The organism is Limnohabitans sp. INBF003 (assembly GCF_055396645.1).
The window spans coordinates 1,102,728-1,122,542 of the sequence record NZ_AP029222.1 but is presented as its reverse complement, the minus strand read 5'-3'; the positions used below and the strand labels follow the sequence as shown (position 1 = coordinate 1,122,542).

2 protein-coding genes (1 of these 2 cut by a window edge) are annotated in these 19,815 nt (G+C 63.9%); both read left to right on the top strand.

Annotated features, from left to right (window positions below; genetic code table 11):
* On the top strand, positions 1–18,440 hold the 3' portion of the coding sequence (locus tag ACZ5VE_RS05230; RefSeq protein WP_464456982.1) for an Ig-like domain-containing protein. Its footprint begins 30,319 nt before the window's first position; 18,440 of the gene's 48,759 nt are visible here — the last part of the coding sequence; its start codon lies beyond the left edge, outside the window; it ends in the stop codon at positions 18,438–18,440.
* A complete protein-coding gene (locus ACZ5VE_RS05225; protein WP_464456981.1) occupies positions 18,427–19,815 on the top strand; it encodes an efflux RND transporter periplasmic adaptor subunit in 1,389 nt (462 codons plus the stop codon). The genes ACZ5VE_RS05230 and ACZ5VE_RS05225 overlap by 14 nt, the downstream gene beginning before the upstream one ends.

The window sequence follows — 19,815 nt, the reverse complement described above, 5'->3', positions numbered from 1 at the left end:
ACACGCCAGCCAAACTGGCGGCACTGGCCCAAGCCGTCAGCGGCGTGCTGGACACCGCAGCAGGACGCACGCCCAACCCAGCGCTGAGCGTGGCGAGCCTGAGCGCTCTGGGCATCCCCAACCTGACCCCCGACAACCTCGCTGCCGTGTTGGCCGCCATCGCGGCCACCTCAGACAATGGTTCTGGCGTGGACAGCTTGGCTGAACTGCAAACCGTGATCGCCAATGCCATCACGGCATACAACAGCGCCGTCGGCACCATTGGCGCTTTCACGGGCAGCAACACGGCCCCTGCCACCAGCACGTATGCAGCAGCAGGCGTGAGCGGCGTGGACAGCAGCAACCTGGCCGCCGTCAACAGCGCCATCGCCGCTTTGCCCACTGGAGCCACCGATGCGGGCCTGGAGATCCAGGCTGTGGTCGATGCCTACACCCGCGTGCTCAGCGCCGCCGATGGCAGTGCCAGCACCACACCCGATCTGAACACGGGCGACCTGACCGCTCTTCAACTGATCAGCGTGGCATCACCCACCCCAACTGCCGCTGACAATGCCGAATCGGCCTTGCTCATCAGCGTCATCGGCGCACTGCCCTCTTCGGCCATTGGCACCTATGGCGAACTGCAAACGCTCGCCAACACCGTCACGGCACTGATCGATTCGTCGACCAGCGGGACACCTGCCGCTTTAAGCGTGCAGGACATGAGCGCACTGGGCCTCACAGGCGTGAACAGCGCCAACCTGTGGGCCATCCTGAACGCCATCGCTGCGGCCAGCCTGGGCAGCATCGATTCGCTGACCGATCTGCAGACCATCGTGAACACCGCCGCCGCCAACCAAGCCGCTGCCCTGAGCACGCTGGTGGGCTACGCCGACAGCAACACCGGCACCGCGCCTGCCGAATCGGTCTACACCACCGCAGGCGTCACCGGTCTGCAAGGCAACACCACGCTCCTGAGTGCCGTCAACAGCGCACTGGCCAGCACCACCATCACCGGCGCGCTGGTCGACACCACCGCCGAAGTGCAAGCCATCGTCGATGCCTATGCCGCCATCCTGGCCGAGGCCAATGGCAGCGCGGCTGACACTACGGGGACAGATCCGTCTGCAGCCACCTACCAAGCCGTGGGCGTTAGCTTGGGTGCCATCGCCTCCAACGTCAATGGCCTGAGCCTGCTCAACGACTTGGTCGGCGAGCGCAGCGCCTCTGCCGTCGATTCGGTCAGCGACCTCAACACCCTGGCCGATGCAGTCAACCGCCTGCTGGTGGTGGCCGCCGGGGGCACAGCCACGCCCGCTTTCACCGCAGCCGAGCTCAACACCTTGCTCGGCATCAGCACCGTCACGCCCGAAAACCTCGCTTCGGTGCTGCAAGCCCTTGCGGGCACTACCGACAACGGCAGTGGCATCAACAGCCTCGCCAGCCTTCAAAGCGTGGTCGCCTCCGGCGTCTCGGCGCATCGCGCAGCGCTCGACGTAATCGGCAACTACGCTCTGAACAACAGCGGCACGGTGCCCGACTTGGCCACCTACACCACCGCAGGCGTCACAGGCCTGAGCTTGTCCAACGGCACCACCAACACCGTGCTGTTGGCCGCCGTCAACAGCGCGTTGGCCAGCACACCGGGGGACAACACCGATGTGAGCACCACCGCTGCCGTGCAAGCCGTGGTCGATGCCTACACCTTGGTGCTCGCCGAAGCCAACGGCGCTTTGGCCGATACCACCGGCTCAGACCCCGCACAGTCGGTCTACGAGACACTGGGCGTGACGCTGGGTTCAATCAGCAACACCACCGACTTTGGTGCCAACGGTTTGGCCTTGTACAACGACGTGATCGGCAGCATGAGCACCGGGCAGGTGGACACCATCGCCGAACTCGATGCCATTGCCAGCGTGGTCAGCCGCTTGCTGCAAACGGCAGCCGGGCAAACCCCTTCGCCCGCATTGACCCCCGCCGAGCTGGCCTTGATCGGGGTGACCGGCGTCACCACCGACAACCTGGCCGCCGTGCTGGCGGGCATCACGGCCACGGCCAACACCGGCAGCGGCATTGCGTCCATGTCGGCCCTGCAAGGCCTGACCGACACCACGGTCGCGGCATTCACTGCCGCCATGGGTGTGATCAGTGCCTACACCGGTGCCAATACGGCGCCAAGCGACACCACCTACCAGGCTGCAGGCATCACCGGCATCAGCAGCAGCAACGTGGCGGGCTTCAACACCTTCATTGCACCCCTGTCCAGCGCGGCCACCGACACGGCGGCCGAAGTGCAAGCCATCATCAACACCTACCAGCTGTTGCTGGCGGGTGCCGACGGCAATGGCACCAACAACAATGTGCAACTGAGCGCCGCGCAATACCAGCTGCTGGGCCTGAGCAGCATCGACACCACCGCCGAAGCCAGCTTGCTGGGTGACGTGGTCGATGCCAAAGCCGCCACTGCCGTGGACGAATACAGCGAACTGAATGCGCTGGCTGCCATCGTGAGCCGCATCATGACCACCGCCTTGGGCGGACAAGCGGCACCCGCGTTGACCGACACCGACTTTGCGGCCCTGGGCATCACCGGGGTCAGCAGCACCAACCTGTCCGGCGTGCTGTTGGCCATAGGTGAGTTGCTCAACACCGGCAGCGTGGACTCGCTCAGCGAACTGCAAAACCGGGTGGATGTGGGCATTTCATACGCCACGCAAGTGCCGGTCATCACGGTCAACGCCGTGGCAGGCGACGACACCGTCAATGCGGCCGAAAAAGCCGGTGCGATCACCGTCAGTGGTCAGGCCACCTTCCTGAATGGCAGCACCGTGACCATCGACCTGCTCGATGGTGCAACGCCTGTGCGCTCTGGCGGCTTCACACCGGTCACCGCCACGGTCAGCAACGGACAATGGACCGTCAGCCTGCCTGGCGCAGGGGTCAGCACCCTGAGCGACAAGACATACACCCTGCTTGTGACGGGCACCAACAGCTACGGCAACAGCAGCAGCCAGACCCATGCCATCACCGTGGACAGCACGCCGCCCACACTGACGGTCACCCACATTGCAGGCGATGTCGTGAACGGCAGCAGCAGAACAGCCGTGTTCAATGCCCTTGAACGAGGCAGTCTGGTCAACACCACCAGCGTAGCCTCCGACATCGTGATCGAAGGCAACACCAGTGCCGACGTGGGTCGGACTGTGAACGTCAGCCTGAACGGCAAAACCTACACCACGGTGGTGACAGCAGGCAGCGGCACCAACACCTGGAGCCTGACTCTGACCGACGCCGACAGCATCGCCCTGAACCATGGCAACACCTACACCGTGTCGGCCAGCGTCAGCGATGCCGCAGGCAACAGCAGCACCGACACGGCCAACAGCCTGAAAATCGACATTGCCCCACCCGATGTGCCCACGGTGGTGAGCCAGCTCACCAACGACAACACGCCCATGGTGACCGGCAATGCGTTCAAGCTCAATCCCGCCTACGCGGGCAACAATACGCTGGATCAATACATCCAACTGGCAGCTGGAGACCGAGTCCATGTCACCTTGGGCACGACGCGCTACGAATTGGTGATTGGCACCGGCGTCACCTTGGTGGACACCACCAACAGCGACCCTGCCACCAACAGCACAGCGGGCAGCACCGAACTCGCCTACAACAGTGGCACCGGCGTCTGGACCTTGAACGTCCCGACAGCCTTGGCCGACGGCACCTACAACGTGCAGGTGAGCACCACAGCGGCAGGTACCACCAAGACCGACATCTCCAGCGCAGAACTGGTGATCGACACCGTCGCTCCCGGAACCCCGGTGCTGGGCAGTGCGGTGGTCACCAGCGTGGGTGGCAATACCGCCATCACCGCCCTGACCGGCACTGCATTGACACGCGATGCCCAGCCGGTTTTCACCGGTACGGCCGAAGCCAACAGCACCCTGAGCATCCGCGACAACGGCAGCACCATCGCCACGGTGCAGGTCAACGCGCAAGGCCAATGGGCTTGGCAACCCGTCAACCCCTTGGCTGACGGCCCCCACAGCCTGGCATTCCTGGCAAGCGATGCGGCCAACAACGCAAGCGGTGACACCTCGCCGCTGAACTTCACCGTCGACACACAGGCACCACTGGCCCCGAGCACGCCCGTGCTCACGCCACTGCGCAACACGCCCACCCTGAGCGGCACGGCCGAGGCCAACGCCAAAGTCGACATCTACACCGGCAACACCCTGCTCAAGACGGTGGTGGCCGATGGCAGCGGTGCGTGGTCTGCCACGCTCGCGCCTCTGCTCGATGCAACTTACACCTTCAAAGCGCTGGCCCTCGATGCCGCGGGCAACGTCGGCCCTGCGTCCGCCGACACAAGCGCGATCACCATCAACACCCAAAGCATTGCCTTGAGCGTGATCCGCGACCACACCAGCAGCAGCGCAGGTGCCGCCGTGCCTTCCTTGCTGTCTTACAGCGATGCAGGGGCCACTGGCGTCACGAACGGCAACCTGGTCTCGGTCAATTCGGCATTTGCAGCCATTGCCGCCGCAGACAGCGACTCGCTGGCCGAAGTGCAAGGCGTGGTCGACAGCTACTTGGCCATCCTGGCTGCAGCCGACGACACCAACGACGACGACCTGAGCCTCAGCGCGGCGCAATACCAAGCCATGGCACTGCCCGCCATCAACACGGCCGCCAAGGCCAGTTTGATGAACGATGTGCTGGAGCAAGCCACCACAGCCGAAGTCGACACCCACCCCAAGCTCGCCGATTTGGCCCGCGTGGTCGATGCCATCCAGTTCACGGCCGCAGGTGGCACCGCCAACCCGGCCTTAACCGTGGCCGACTTCGAACGCATCGGCCTGACCGGTGTGACCGCCGAGAACTTGAACGCGGTGCTGGCCACCTTAGCCACACAAGCGGACAACGGCAGCGGCACCGACAGCTTGGCGAAACTGCAAAACGTGATCGCCACCGCCAACACGGCATGGACCAATGCCGTCACGCAACTGAGTGTGTACGACGGCAGCCAGACCGCCCCCACCACCGACACCTGGAATTTGGCCGGTGTGGAAGGCGTCACAGCCGCCAACGTGGCTGCAGCCAACGCCTATTTGGCACCGGTGACCACAGGCAGCAGCAACAGCACCCCCGAATTGCAAGACGTGGCCGATGCCGTCAACGCGCTGCTGCTGGCTGCTGACGGCAGCGACAACAACAACGCCGCTTTGACACAGGGCCAGTTCCAACTCTTGGGTGCAAGCCGCATTGACACCCCTGAGGAAGTCGGCCTGCTCAACAGCGTGATCGACCTGAAAACCGCCACCAGTGTGGACAGCCCAAGCGAGCTGGCCACCTTGGCCGGTATCGTGAGCGAAGTGATGGCCGTGGCCAGCAGCGGCACATCGGCCGCGACGCTGACCAGCGCCGAGCTCAGTGCACTGGGCATCACCGGCGTGAGCGAGGCCCAACTGGCCGTGATTTTGCAAGCCATTGCCAATGCCACGCCGGCAGACATCACATCCCTCGATGGCCTGCAAGCCTTGGTGACCGCTGCCGTCAATGCCCAAGCCAACGCCTTGACCACGCTGGTGGGCTATGCCGAAAGCAACACCGGCACCGCACCGGCCGAGTCCGTTTACACCACTGCTGGCGTTACCGGCCTGCAAGGCAACGCCAGCTTGCTCGCCGCCGTCAACTCGGCACTGGCCAGCGCCCCGGTCACCGGCTCTTTGGTCGACACCACCGCCGAAGTCCAGGCCATCGTCGATGCCTATGCCTTGATCCTCGCCGAAGCCAATGGCAGCACCGCCGATGCCTCAGGCACAGATCCGTCTGTCGCCACCTACCAAACCGTGGGTGTCTCTTTGGGGGCCTTTGCCTCCAACCCGGCCACCAGCGCCAACGGCCTGAGCCTGCTCAACGACCTCGTCGGTGAACATGCTGCCTCTGCCGTGGACTCGGTCTCCGAGCTCAACACCCTGGCCGATGCCGTCAACCGCCTTTTGGTGGTGGCCGCTGGGGGCACAGCCACGCCCGCTTTCACCGCAGCCGAGCTCAACGCTTTGCTGGGCATCAGCACCATCACGCCCGAAAACCTCGCTTCGGTGCTGCAGGCCCTGGCCGCCACCACCGACAACGGCAGTGGCATCAACAGCCTGAGCAGCCTGCAAACCGTGGTCGCCTCCGGCGTCTCGGCTTACAACACCGCCCTGTCGGCCATCGGCGCTTACGCTCAAAGCAACTCGGGCACACCGCCCGATCTGGCCACCTTCACCACCGCCGGTGTCTCGGGCCTGAGCTTGTCCAACGGCACCACCGACACCGTGTTGTTGGCCGCCGTTCACAGCGCCCTGGCCAGCACACCGGTCGATGCGACCGATGTCGCCACCACCGCCGCCATCCAGGCGGTGGTTGACGCCTATGCGCTGGTGCTCGCCGAAGCCAATGGCGCTTTGGCCGACGCCACCGGCTCGGACCCTACTGTGGCCAACTACCAGACACTGGGCGTGACGCTGGGCGGCATTGCCACCAACGCCAACGCGCTGGCCTTGCTGAACGACGTGATCGGTGACAAGGCTGTAGCCGACATCGACACCATTGCCGATCTAGATGCTTTGGCTGCGGCAGTGAACCGCCTGACCAGTGCACCGCAAACGCTGAGCTTGCAAGACCTGGCCCTGCTGGGCGTGACCCAAGCCACACCCGACACCCTGGCCAACATCCAGGCCGCCATTGGCAACAGCAGTGCAAGTTACGCCCCCATCCACAGCGTGGTCGATCTGGCCGCCGCCGTGAACGCAGGCCTGAACGCGTACAACACGGCCCTGTCTGTGATCCGCGATTACGCACAAAACGACGGCGGCAGCCTGCCTGGCCTGAGCAGCTTCACCCAAGCCAACGTCAGCGGTGTCGACATCAACAACCTGGCCTTCATCCAGCAAGCCTTGGCCAGCCAGGCTTTGACCGGTTCGGACGCCGACACCACCGCTGAAATCCAGACCCTGGTCAATGCCGTCAACGCACTGCAAATCAGTCTGGATGGCGATGGCAGCGACAACGACATGGCCCTCAGCCCGGCGCAAGTCAACGCAATGGGCCTGCACGGCATCGACACCGCCACCGAACTGAGCCTGCTCAATGACGTGCTGGATGGCCGAACCAGCGCGCAGGTCAGCAGCTATGCCGACCTGACGGCCCTGGTCAGCACGGTGAGCGACATCATGCTCACCGCTTTGGGCAGCACGCCTGCCACGCCCCTGAGCGTGGCAAGGCTGACCGACCTGGGTCTGAACAACGTCAGCGACCACTACCTGGCCGCCATCCTGGAGCGCATCGAAGCCACCGCCAACGATGGCTCGGGTGCCGACACGGTGGCCAAACTGCAGGCCATCGTCGATGCCGCTGCGAGCACCTACAACGATGCCCTGGCGGTGATCAGCGCCTACACCGGCAGCAACACCGCACCGCAGCTGCAGGACTACCTGAACGCCGAAGTGGCGGGCGTGAGCAGCACCGAACTGGCCCACCTGAACACTTTCATCGCGCAGCTGCCCTCGGGCAGCACCGACAGCACCACCGAGGTGCAAAGCGTGGTCACGGCATTCAACGCCCTGTTGGCCGCGGCCGACAGCAACCTGGCCACCCCCGCCAGCCTGAGCCAGGCCCAATTCGCGACACTGGGCCTGACCGCCATCACCGCGGCAGAAGCCTACTTGTTGAACACCGTGATCAGCGGACTGGCCCCCAGCACAGTCGACACCTGCGCCGAACTGGCCACACTGGCCGCACAGGTCAGCCGCGTGGTGAACACCGCCAGCAGCGACAGCCTGGGCAACGCCCCCAGCCTGGCCGATCTGAGCGCGCTGGGCGTGAGCGGCGTCACCGCCGCCAACCTGGCCGTGGTGCAGCAGGCCATCGCCAGCGCCAGCACAGGCCAAGTGGACAGTCTGAGCGAACTGCAATCGGTCGTCACGGCCGCCACCAACGCCTACACGGCAGCGCTCGGGTCCATCAGCAGCTACGCGCAAAGCAACGGCGGCACTGCGCCGACCCCCACCACTTTTGCACAGGCGGGCGTGACCGGCGTGGACAGCGGCAATCTGGCTGCCATCCAAAGCGCGCTGGCCAGCACCGCCATCACCGGCACTCTGGCCGACACCACGACCGAAGTGCAAACCGTGGTCGATGCGTTCAACCGCATCCTGACCGAGGCCAATGGCGCAGCGGCCGATGCCACGGCGCAAAACCCAACAGTGGCCGACTACCAGGCCATCGGCGTCACACTGGGCGCGATCGCCACCAACACATCAGGTCTGGCACTGCTCAACGACAGCCAGGGCGCACAAAACGGGGCAGGTGTGGACAGCGTGTCCGAGATCGACGCCCTGGCCGCAGGGGTGAACAGCCTGCTCACCACGGCAGCAGGCGGCACCGGCAGCCCGGTGCTGCTGGCGGCCGACCTCACGCGCCTGGGCATCACCGGCCTGACCGATTCGGCCATGACGGTGTTGCTGCAACTCGTGGCCGCCACGGCCGACGACGGCAGCGGCATCGCCAGCCTGGCGCAGCTGCAAGCCTTGGCCGACACCGCTATGGCCCGCGCCGATGCTTTGGCAACGATCGCTTCTTTTGCACAAGCCAACGCAGCCATCAACGGTCTGCCGGTGCCGACATCGGACACCTTCACGACGGCAGGTGTGGCCTTGCCGAGCGTCACGGGCCTGAGCTCAAGCCAAGTGGTTGACTCCCTGAACAGTGCCCTGCTCACCGCCAGCGTGACCGGCACTGCCGTGGACAGCACCGCCGAAGTACAGGCTTTGGCTGACGCTTACGGTCGCATCCTGAACGACAACACCCCGACACTGCAGGACTACCAGACCCTTGGCGTGTCGCTGGGTGGCATTGCACTCGACGCAGCGTCGTTCGAGTTGTTCAACACCACCGTGCTGGCCGCCGATCCGGCAGAAGTGGACAGCATCGCCGAGCTGAACGCGCTGGCCTCCGTGGTCAACCGCCTGATGCTCACAGCACAAGGGGCCACCCCGGTGCCCGCACTCATGGTGCAAGACCTGGCCTTGCTGGGCTTGCAAAACGTGGACAGCAGCAACTTGGGCCGCATCCTCGCCACGGTGGACAGCAGTGCTGACGATGGCAGCGCCATTCACAACCTGAGCACACTGCAAAACCTGGTGGATGCCGTCAATGGTGCCTTGGGCATCATCACAGCGTATGCCCAGAACAATGGTGGCACAGCCCCCACCGAGAGCACCTTTGCGATGGCGGGCATCACCGGCGTTTCAGCGGCCAACCTGGGTTCTGTACAAAGTGCACTGCTCACCACCGGGGTTCAAGGCGCACAAACCGACACCCTGGCCGAAGTTCAAGCCCTGGTCAGTGCCTACAACGGCATTCTGGGCGAAGCCAATGGCAGCGCAGCAGACAGCAGCCCCACGGTGAACCCGACCAAGGCAGACTACGCCTTGATCGGCGCGACCCAAGCCGCCAGCCTGGGCAACGGGTCGAATGCCCAGCTGTTGCTCAACAACGCCATCGCCCAACTGAGCCGGTCCGATGTGGACACCGTGCCCAAGATCGATGCCCTGGCCAGCGTGGTGCAACGCTTGATGTTGACAGCAGCCAGCACACCGAATGCGGCCAGCAGCACCTTGGCGGGTGCGTTGACCGCCGCCGACTTCGCCTTGCTGGGTCTGGTGGGCGTGGACACGCTCAACCTGTCGCAGGTGCTGGGTGCCATTGCCAGCACGGCCAACGATGGCAGCGCCATCGACAGCTTCGATGAACTGCAGGCCCTGATCCTGTTCACCGTTCGCTCGCAGGCGGCCGTCAATGCCGCATTTGCCGTGCTCCAAGCCTATGCCGACGCGCCTCAAACCGCCGTCATGCCCACGCTCAACGACTACGTTGTGGCAGGCGCGCTTGGCGTGACCGCAGCCAATTTGCCAGCACTCAACAGCGCTTTGGCCGCCAACGCCATCACCTCGGCCCAAGTGGATTCGCTGCCTGAGCTGCAAACCCTGGTCGATGCCTACAACCGCATCCTGGCCGAAGCCAACGGCTCGGCCAACGACCTGACCGTGGCTGACCCCACAGCCAGCACCTACGCGGCCATGGGTGCCAGCATTGGCCTGGCGGCGCAAAACACCGCCCAAGGCACCAACGCCCTGGCGCTGTTGAACGACAGTCTGGGCGCTCAAGTGCTCAGCGCGGTCGACAGCGTGCCCGAGATCGATGCACTGGCGCAAACCGTCACGGGCGTCATGGTCACTGCGGCTGGCAACACCGCCAGCCCAGCCCTGACGGCCACGGCTCTGAGCAGCTTGGGCCTCACCGGCGTGAACGACAGCAACATCGCTGCAGTTTTGGCGGCCATCGCCGCCACCACCGACTCGGGTGCGCAGGTCAGCAGCCTCGCCGCATTGCAGTCGGTCGTCGATGCGGCCATCAGCCGCTTCAATGCCCTGTCGGCCATCGAAAGCTATGCAGACAGCAATGCCGCGCTGAGCAGCGCCCCAAGCCTGAGCGATTTCAGCCAAGCCGGGGTAACCGGTGTGGACAACAGCAACCGCCTGGCCATCGCCAGCGCCTTGGCCAGCACGGCCATCACCAGCGCGGAAGTCAACACCACGGCCGAATTGCAAGCCTTGGTCGACGCCTACCGCCTCATCCTGGCCGAGGCCAACGGTTCTGGCACAGACGCCACACCGGCGCAAAACCCCACAGTGGCGACCTACAGCGCCATCGGTGCGACCACCGCCGCCAGCTTGGCCAATGGCTCTGCTGCGCAGACCTTGCTCAATGACACCATCGCCAACCTGAGCGCTGGCAGTGTGGACCGGGTCAGCAAGATTGAAGCGCTGGCCACCACCGCTGTGGCCATCAGCGGCCTGGCGGCACAAAACGCGGTGCCAGCACCAGCGCCAAGCCTGAGCGCTGCAGACTTGGCCAGCATGGGCATCGCAGGCGTCACGGCCGACAACCTGGCCAGCGTGCTGGCGGGCATTGCCAACACGGCCAACGACGGGTCGGCCATCGACACACAGGCTGAACTGCAGTCCGTGGTCAATGCGGCCATCGGGGCGTACAACCAGCAAGTCGCCCTGAATGCCCTGCGCGATGCGGCGATTGCCCACATCACGGCCTATGCAGGCGACGCCAACACGGCCGCTGGCAGCACCTTGCCCACCCTCAGTGACTACCAGGTCGCTGGCGTCACGGGCGTCTCCAGTGCCAACCTCTCTGCGCTCAACAGCGCCCTGGCCAGCGCCAGCGTGGTCAGCTCTGCCGTCGCCACCACCGCCGACATCCAGACCCTGGTCAACGCCTACAACCGCATCCTTGCTGAGGCCAACGGCGCAGCGGTCGATGCCAACGCTTCCGTCAACCCCAATGCTGCCGACTACTCCGCCATTGGGGCCACCACCGCCGCAGGCTTTGCCAACGGTTCTGCTGCACAGTCGCTGCTCAACACCGTCATCGGTAGCCAGACCACCAGCGGTGTGGACACTGTCGCCAAAGTCGAGGCTTTGGCCACCCGCGTGGACGCCATCCTGAACACGGCCGCAGGCACAGCCCCTGCACAGGCTTTGACCGTGGCCGACTTTTCGGCCCTGGGCATCTCGGGTGTGACGCCGTACAACCTGGCTTTTGTGTTGGCACAAATCGCGGCATCGCCCAACGATGGCAGCGCCGTCGACACCCTGTCTGAGTTGCAAACCCTGGTCACGCAGGCGGCAAGCGATGCCATCGCCGCAGCGCTGGCCACCGTGCACACCTACGCAGGCGACGCCACACTGCCGTCTGCTGGCAATGCCCCGGTCCTCAACGACTATCTGCTGCTGGGCATCACTGGCGTGGACGCCAGCAACCTGGCCTCGATCTCCAGCGCCTTGGCCTCGTCTGCTGTGCAAGCCACCAGCCTGACCCAAGCCAGCGATGTGCAAACTTTGGTCAACGCCTACAACAGCATCCTGGCCGAAGCCAATGGCAGCGCCGCCGATGCCACACCGGGCAGCAACCCAAGCGCGGCCAGCTACAGCGCCATCGGTGCCACCACCGCAGCCGCTTTGAGCACCTCCGGCCTGGCCTTGCTGGGCGATGCCATCGGCAACCTGAGCACCTCTGACGTCAACACCGTCGCCAAGATCGAGTCGCTGGCCAGCATCGCTTCCCGAGTCGTGACCACTGCAACAGACGGCAGCGCTTCGCCGGCCTTGAACGAAGGCGATTTCGCAGCCATGGGCATCACGGGTGTCACCGCCAATACGCTGACGGCCGTCATGGCCGCCATCGCGGCCACGGCCAATGCGTCTTCTGTCGACTCCGTCACGGAGCTGCAAGCCTTGGTGAGCTTGGTCCTTGCCAGCGACACGCAGGCGGTTCAAGCAGCCATTGACCGAATCGCAGCTTACGCAGGCGACGCAACCACCGCCGCTGGCAGTACCTTGCCCACCCTCAGTGACTACCAGGTCGCTGGCGTCACGGGCGTCTCCAGTGCCAACCTCTCTGCGCTCAACAGCGCCCTGGCCAGCGCCAGCGTGGTCAGCTCTGCCGTCGCCACCACCGCCGACATCCAGACCCTGGTCAACGCCTACAACCGCATCCTTGCTGAGGCCAACGGCGCAGCGGTCGATGCCAACGCTTCCGTCAACCCCAATGCTGCCGACTACTCCGCCATTGGGGCCACCACCGCCGCAGGCTTTGCCAACGGTTCTGCTGCACAGTCGCTGCTCAACACCGTCATCGGTAGCCAGACCACCAGCGGTGTGGACACTGTCGCCAAGGTCGAGGCTTTGGCCACCCGCGTGGACGCCCTGATGAGCACGGCCGCAGGCGCAGCCCCTGCACAGCCCTTGACCATGGCCGACTTTGCGGCCCTGGGCATCTCGGGTGTGACGCCTTACAACCTGGCTTTTGTGCTGGCACAGATCGCGGCATCGCCCAACGATGGCAGCGCCGTCGACACCCTGTCTGAGTTGCAAACCCTGGTCACCCAGGCGGCAAGCGATGCCGTGGCTGCTGCGCTGCTCGCGGTGCAAACCTACGCGGGCGACGCCACACTGCCGTCTGCTGGCAATGCCCCTGTGCTCAACGACTATCTGCTGCTGGGCATCACCGGCGTGGACGCCAGCAACCTGGCCTCGATCTCCAGCGCCTTGGCCTCGTCTGCTGTGCAAGCCACCAGCCTGACCCAAGCCAGCGATGTGCAAACTTTGGTCAATGCCTACAACAGCATCCTGGCCGAAGCCAATGGCAGCGCCGCCGATGCCACACCGGGCAGCAACCCAAGCGCGGCCAGCTACAGCGCCATCGGTGCCACCACCGCAGCCGCTTTGAGCAGCTCCGGCCTGGCTCTGCTGGGCGATGCCATCGGCAACCTCAGCACCCCTGACGTCAACACCGTCGCCAAGATCGAGGCCCTGGCCCAAACCGTGGCCCAGCTGCAGGCCTTGGCCGCACTCAGTGCCACGCCCACACCGTTGCCCGTCATCGATTTGGCAGCACTGGGGGCCTTGGGCATCTCCGGCCTGAATGCCGACAACCTGCCGGTGTTCCTGGCTTTGGTGGCAGCGTCTGCCAACGACGCCACAGGCGTCGACACCCTGGCCGAATTGCAGGCCTTGGTGACCCAAGCCCAGCAAGACCATGCACAAATCTTGTTGGCGCAGCAGCGCCAGCAAGCTGCCATTCAGGTGATTCAGGCGTATGCAGGCGACAGCAGCACCGCTGCAGGCAGCATCGCGCCCACGCTGACTGATTTCAGCGCAGCGGGCGTCACGGGCGTCAATGCGGGGAATCTGGCCGCCATCGAGAGCGCCCTGGCCACCGCCGCCATCACCGGCACGCAAGTGGTCAGCACGCTCAGCATCCAGCGCCTGGTCGATGCCTACAACCTGCTGCTGGCCGAAGCCAATGGCAGCAATGCCGATGCCACACCCAACGTCAACCCCACGGCCAGCACCTATGCGGCCCTAGGGGCGACCACCGCAGCGGCGATGGCCAACAGCGGTTCCGCCCAAACGCTGCTCAACCTGGTGATCGGCCAGTCCTTGCCCTCGCAAGTGGACAGCGTGGCCGAAATCGAGGCCTTGGCCCATGCCGTGAACGCGGTCATGGCCACAGCCGCCAACAGCGCCATGGCTCAAGCCACGCTGACCGATTTCGCCACACTGGGCATCACCGGCGTCAACGCCAACAACCTGAGCACCGTCCTGTCGGCGCTGCAAGCCACGGCCGATGACGGATCGGGTGTGCGCACACCCGCCCAACTGCAGACCCTGGTGGACACTGTGAACGCACACTTGCTGGGCATCCTCCAGCAATACGCCCAGGCCAACAGCGGCACCGTCCCCACCGTGGTGGACTATGCCAGCGCCGGTATCTCGGGCGTGGACAGCGTGAACATCTTTGCCGTCAACAGCGCACTGGCCTCAGCGGCGGTCACGGCAACGTCGGTGGACACCGTGGCCAAGGCGCAAGCTGTGGTGGATTCATTCCGCACCATCCTGGCCGAAGCCAACGGCCTGACCGCCGATGCCACACCCGGCCAAAACCCGACGGTGCAAGACTTCTTGCGCATCGGTGCCGTCAAGGCCGCTGCACTGGATGCCCAGGGCCTGGCCTTGCTGAACGACGTCATCGGAGACTTGCCGTTCTATGCGGTGGACTCGGTCTCCGAGATCGAAGCCTTGGCCAGCACCGTCAGCAAGATCATGGCCTTGGCCAATGACCAGACTCTGGTGCAAGCCTTGACCATCCAGGACATGCAGGCGCTGGGCATCACGGGCGTGACGGCAGGTCAGTTGCAGACGTTGGCAGACCTGTTGCGCACTTCGGCTGTCACGGCGGCCAGCGCCGATTCGCTCAGCGAGTTGCGCATGCTGCTGCAAACATCGGCGGAACAATATGCCCTGAGCGCCATCACCCAATACGCCCAAAACAACGCTGGCACGCCCCCCACAGCGGCAGACTTTGTATTTGCAGGTGTGACCGGGGTCAACAGCCAAAACCTGGCGGCCGTGCAAAGCGCCCTCGCGTCTGCGGCGGTCACCGGCGCACAGGCAGACACCCGCGCAAAGGTGCAAGACATCGTCAACGCCTACAGCGCCATCCTGGCCGAGGCCAATGGGGCCCTGACCGATGTGACGCCAGGCCTCGATCCTGCCGCTTCGGCCTACAGCACGATTGGCGCCAGCACCGCAGCCAACCTGACGCCCGTCGGCTTGCAATTGCTCAACAGCGCCATTGCCGGTCTGAGCTCAGACAAAGTGGATTCGGTGGCCGAGATCGAAGCCCTGGCCGCTGCAGTGCAACGCACTCTGGACGCGGCTGCAGGCAACACCCAGGCGCTGAGCCTGGCCGATCTGCAGGCCCTAGGCCTGAATACATCGGGCATGAGCAGCACTGATCTGGCCACACTCAAAGCCAGCATTGCCGCCACCGCCGACAACGGCAGCGGTGTGGCCACCGTCGGTGATCTGCAAAGCCTGATTGAAGCCATCATGAACCGTCTGCCCTCGGTGACCGGACTGCAACTGTCCAGCGACACCGGTGTGCAGGCCAATGACTTTGTGACCAGCCAGGCCCAACAAACCATCAATGCCCGCCTGACGTCCACGCTGGGGGCCAACGACCGCCTGTATGGCCGACTGGACGGTGTGGTGTCTGCTGCGGGCAGCACCGGATGGGTGGACCTGACGGCCATGGTGCAAGGCACCGACCTGTATTGGTCCAACGCCCAACTGGAGACAGGCAGCGGCAAGACCATCCAGCTGCAGATCGTGCGCAATGGCAATGCCAACCTGAGCCAAGGCCTGGTGCAAGCCTATGAGCTGATCACCACAGCCCCTGCGGCACCGACCGAAGCGCCGACGTTGATCGGACCCAACCCCTCACCGAGCGGCATGATCAGCCTGAACGTCCAACCGCTGCCCACGGGCGCTGCGCGCGTGGCTTTGGTGGTGGACGGCCGGGTCATTCCAAGCCTGTACCACGCGGCCACCCACACCATCATGGCCTTGGCAGCATTGCCTGAAGGCGACTGGACTGTGCAATACCAATTCGAGGACCGGGCGGGCAACGTCTCGCAAATCAGCCCCTCGACACCCGTTCGGATTGTGTCGCCACAAAGCCAGAACGACCTGCAAGAACTGGACGGCGATGGCATCGTCTTTGCCGAGGAAAAAGGTTTCTTTGACCTGAACACCGACGGCATCGACGACGCCGACCAACGCGACGTGGCCACCTTGAAAATGACCAGTGGCCTGAATGTGGCGATGGATGCCACCGTCCAGGCCCCCGCATTCGTCAACCTGCTCGACAACCCCAGCTTCAACGCCGGGGGTTACCTCAAAGTCGAGATGCAGATCGACAGCATCCAGAACCGGGCCGTCAGCAGTGGTGAGCTCTTGAGCGCCTCGCTGGGTAGCACCCAAACGGTGACCAACATCACCGATGTGCTGGAGTTCCGCATGTACCCGCAAATTGTGCGGACCGGTCTGGTGGACGAAAGCCAGGTCGACCTGCTGGCCGCACAGGTGATCAACCAATCCGTTGGACAAATCCACCGCATCGATTTGCGCTTGCGTGAAGGCCAGTACAACACCTACTTCAAGGTCAATGCCACCACGCAAACCGTCTGGGCCTTCACCTGGGATGCTGTTTCAGGCACCGGCGCCCAATTCATTGACAGCAATGCCGATGGCCAGACCGACACCGTCAGCCTGTTCATTCGGGACGGTGGACGCGGTGACGACGACGGCGTGGCCGACGGCGTGATTCTGGACCCGGGCTTTGTGGCCATGAGCACACCCGTGATCAGCTTCACAACGGACAACATCGTCAACGCACAAGAAGCACGCTCAGTGACGCTCAGCGGCAATACCTCCAGCGTGGGCGCAGGCCAGACGGTGACTCTGACCCTGACCGATATCACTCAAAACAACGTCACCGTCCAGACCACGACCGACGCGCAAGGCGCTTGGCTCGTGTCCACACTCGATTTGACGCCGCTGGTCGACGGCTTTATTCAGGTCACGGCCACTGTCACCAACAGCTTCAATGCCACAGCGACAGAAAGCCACACTTTTGAGCTCGACCGGGCCACGCCTTCAGCGACTCTCTCGATCGTCGATCTGAACGACAGCGGCAGCGCCACCGCAGACTTCGTCACCCAAGACCGTGATTTCAGCCTCACGGCCTCCAACGTCGAGTTGGATGCCAGCGTGGTGTTTGAACGCTCCACCGACAACGGTCAAACCTGGCTCACCACCACCGCCCAGCAAACAGCTCTGGCCGATGGCTCGTACTTGTTCCGCACCGTCATCACCGATGCCGCGGGCAATGCACAATCTTCATTGGCTCAGCATGTGGTGGTAGACACCCAGTCACCCACTGCAGCCACCTTGCTCTTTATCGACTTGAACGACAGCGGCAACGCCACCGCAGACATCGTCACCCAAGACCGTGACTTCAACCTCACCGCATCAAATGTCGAGGTGGGCGCCAGTGTGGTGTTTGAACGCTCCACCGACAACGGTCAAACCTGGCTCACCACCACCGCCCAGCAAACAGCTCTGGCCGATGGTCGCTACTTGTTCCGTTGGGTCGTGACCGACACTGCAGGCAACGTTCTGAAAGGTGATGGCATTGGTCTGGAAATCGTGTCACCTTCGTCGGTTAAATCCAGCGATGCCCAAGGCAACAAGACAACGAGCGCCTTCAGCGAAGGCATCGACTTCAGCGCCCTTGGCTTCGACTCCAGAAGCCTGGACACTCCGCCTGTCGAATGGAGGTCCATCAAAGGCGAACTGCCCAAGCCTGCAGCTTCACTGCTAAGCCCAGGCAGCGACTGGATGAAACTGGTCGGCGGTCACCGCTCATGGGATGCCGGCCCATCCACGACACAAAACTGGATGAACACAGGCGAAGACTGGGGTCCTGCGCTGGCGGTCGCCAACTGGTTCACGCCGGAACCGGTCATCACCCGCGCGGATGGTTTCCCGGTGGTGGTGACCCGCCTCGCAGAAGGGCGCATCGGCGTGCTGCGCGGTCAAACCGACCAGACCGTTCCGGTTGGGGAAACCAGCATCGTGCTGATCGCACCCGATGCGTTTGCCCATGTCAGCGCTGATGCTCAAGTGGCGCTGAGCCTGAGCTTGGCCGATGGCCAAGCCTTGCCTGCCTGGGCTCGCTTCAACGGTCAAACAGGTCAACTGCTGGTGCAACCACCTGAAGGTGCACAGCAAGAGTTGGAGTTGCACCTCACCGCCGTGGACCAGGATGGAGAAAAGGTGACGACGACCTTCCGCCTGAAAATAAAACCCACCCTTTCAACGCCCGGAGGTCGCATGAGCTTCAGCGATAAATTGCGGCAATCTAGCAGCGTCACCTTGTCGGCAACACTGTTCAACATGGAAATCATCCTTCGTCATGGTCAAACCTGAAAAAAAAGCGCCAGAACGTGAACCGTCGGCAATCGCTGCCGGTGTCCCGCCCGCTTTGCTGAGCTTGCTGGAAATGGGTCGCCGCGCCCGCAATGCGACCTCTGCCGATGAATTGGCCTTCATGCTGGTCAATGGCAGTCACAGCCTCACGCCCTACCGGCAAGCCGCACTGTGGTGGTCTGACTCCGGGGTGCAGGCCTTGTCGGGTGTGGTCCAACCCGACCAGAACGCGCCTTATGTCGACTGGCTCAAGCAATTGTTCAAGGCCCGGTCTGCGCTGCAAGATGCCCCTGTGCGCCTCTCGCCCGCAGAGCTGCCCGAAGAGGTGCGCAGCACCTGGGCCGACTGGCTGCCTGCGCACGCCATCATGCTGCCCCTGCCCGGCCAGCCCGCTGGTGCACTGCTGCTGGCGCGCGACACCGAATGGACCGATGGCGAACTGGCACTCTTGCAGGAATGGGGCCAAACCTGGCTGCACGCCTGGCGTGCGCGCAACGCCCCTGCCGGGGGGCGGTCCTGGCGTCAATGGCGACAGTGGTTCGATTTGCGGGACAGCGACCGGGTTTGGTACCGACGCAAAATCAGCTGGATTGTCGGCGTCTGCCTGCTTTTCTTGTTCACCCCCGTGCGCACCACGGTGCTGGCCCCGGGCGAAGTGGTCCCCTCGCAACCGGTGGTGGTGCGGGCCCCCATCGAAGGCGTCATTGCACGGTTTGATGTGCAACCCAACACGACGGTGAAGAAGGACCAGGCGCTTTTTGCATTTGACCCTGTCCTGATCGAAACCAAAGTCAACGTGGCCCGTCAGTCGCTGGAAACCGCACTGGCCCAGTACCGACAAACCAGCCAGATGGCGCTGGTCGATCCCAAATACAAGATCGAACTGGCCAGTCAAGCCGGCAGCATTGAAGAAAAACGCGCCGAGTTCGAATACCTCAAAGACCAAAAGCAGCGCTCCACCGTCAAAGCGCCTGCCGACGGCATGGTCCTGTTCGACGACCCGTCCACCTGGATCGGCAAACCGGTGGCGATTGGTGAACGCATCATGCGCATCGCCAAAAACGGCGATGCCGAGGTGGAAGCCTGGCTGCCCGTGGCCGATGCGGTTGATTTACAACTGGGCGACAGCATCGTGCTGTACCTGCAATCCGACCCCTTGTCGCCGGTGCAAGCGCGGCTGCAATACTTTTCGCACGAAGCGGTGCAACGCCCGGACGGCAACTACGCCTACCGCATACGGGGCCACATCGACGCCGACCAGTCGCCGCGCGTGGGCCTCAAAGGCACCGCCAAGATCACGGGCCGCTGGACGGTTTTGAGCTACTGGATTTTGCGCAGACCACTGGCCGTCATCCGAACCACATTGGGCATCTGA

Bases quoted from the DNA above. Each gene is read 5' to 3' on its own strand.
- ACZ5VE_RS05225 (WP_464456981.1), top strand. From the start codon at position 18,427: ATGGTCAAACCTGAAAAAAAAGCGCCAGAACGTGAACCGTCGGCAATC.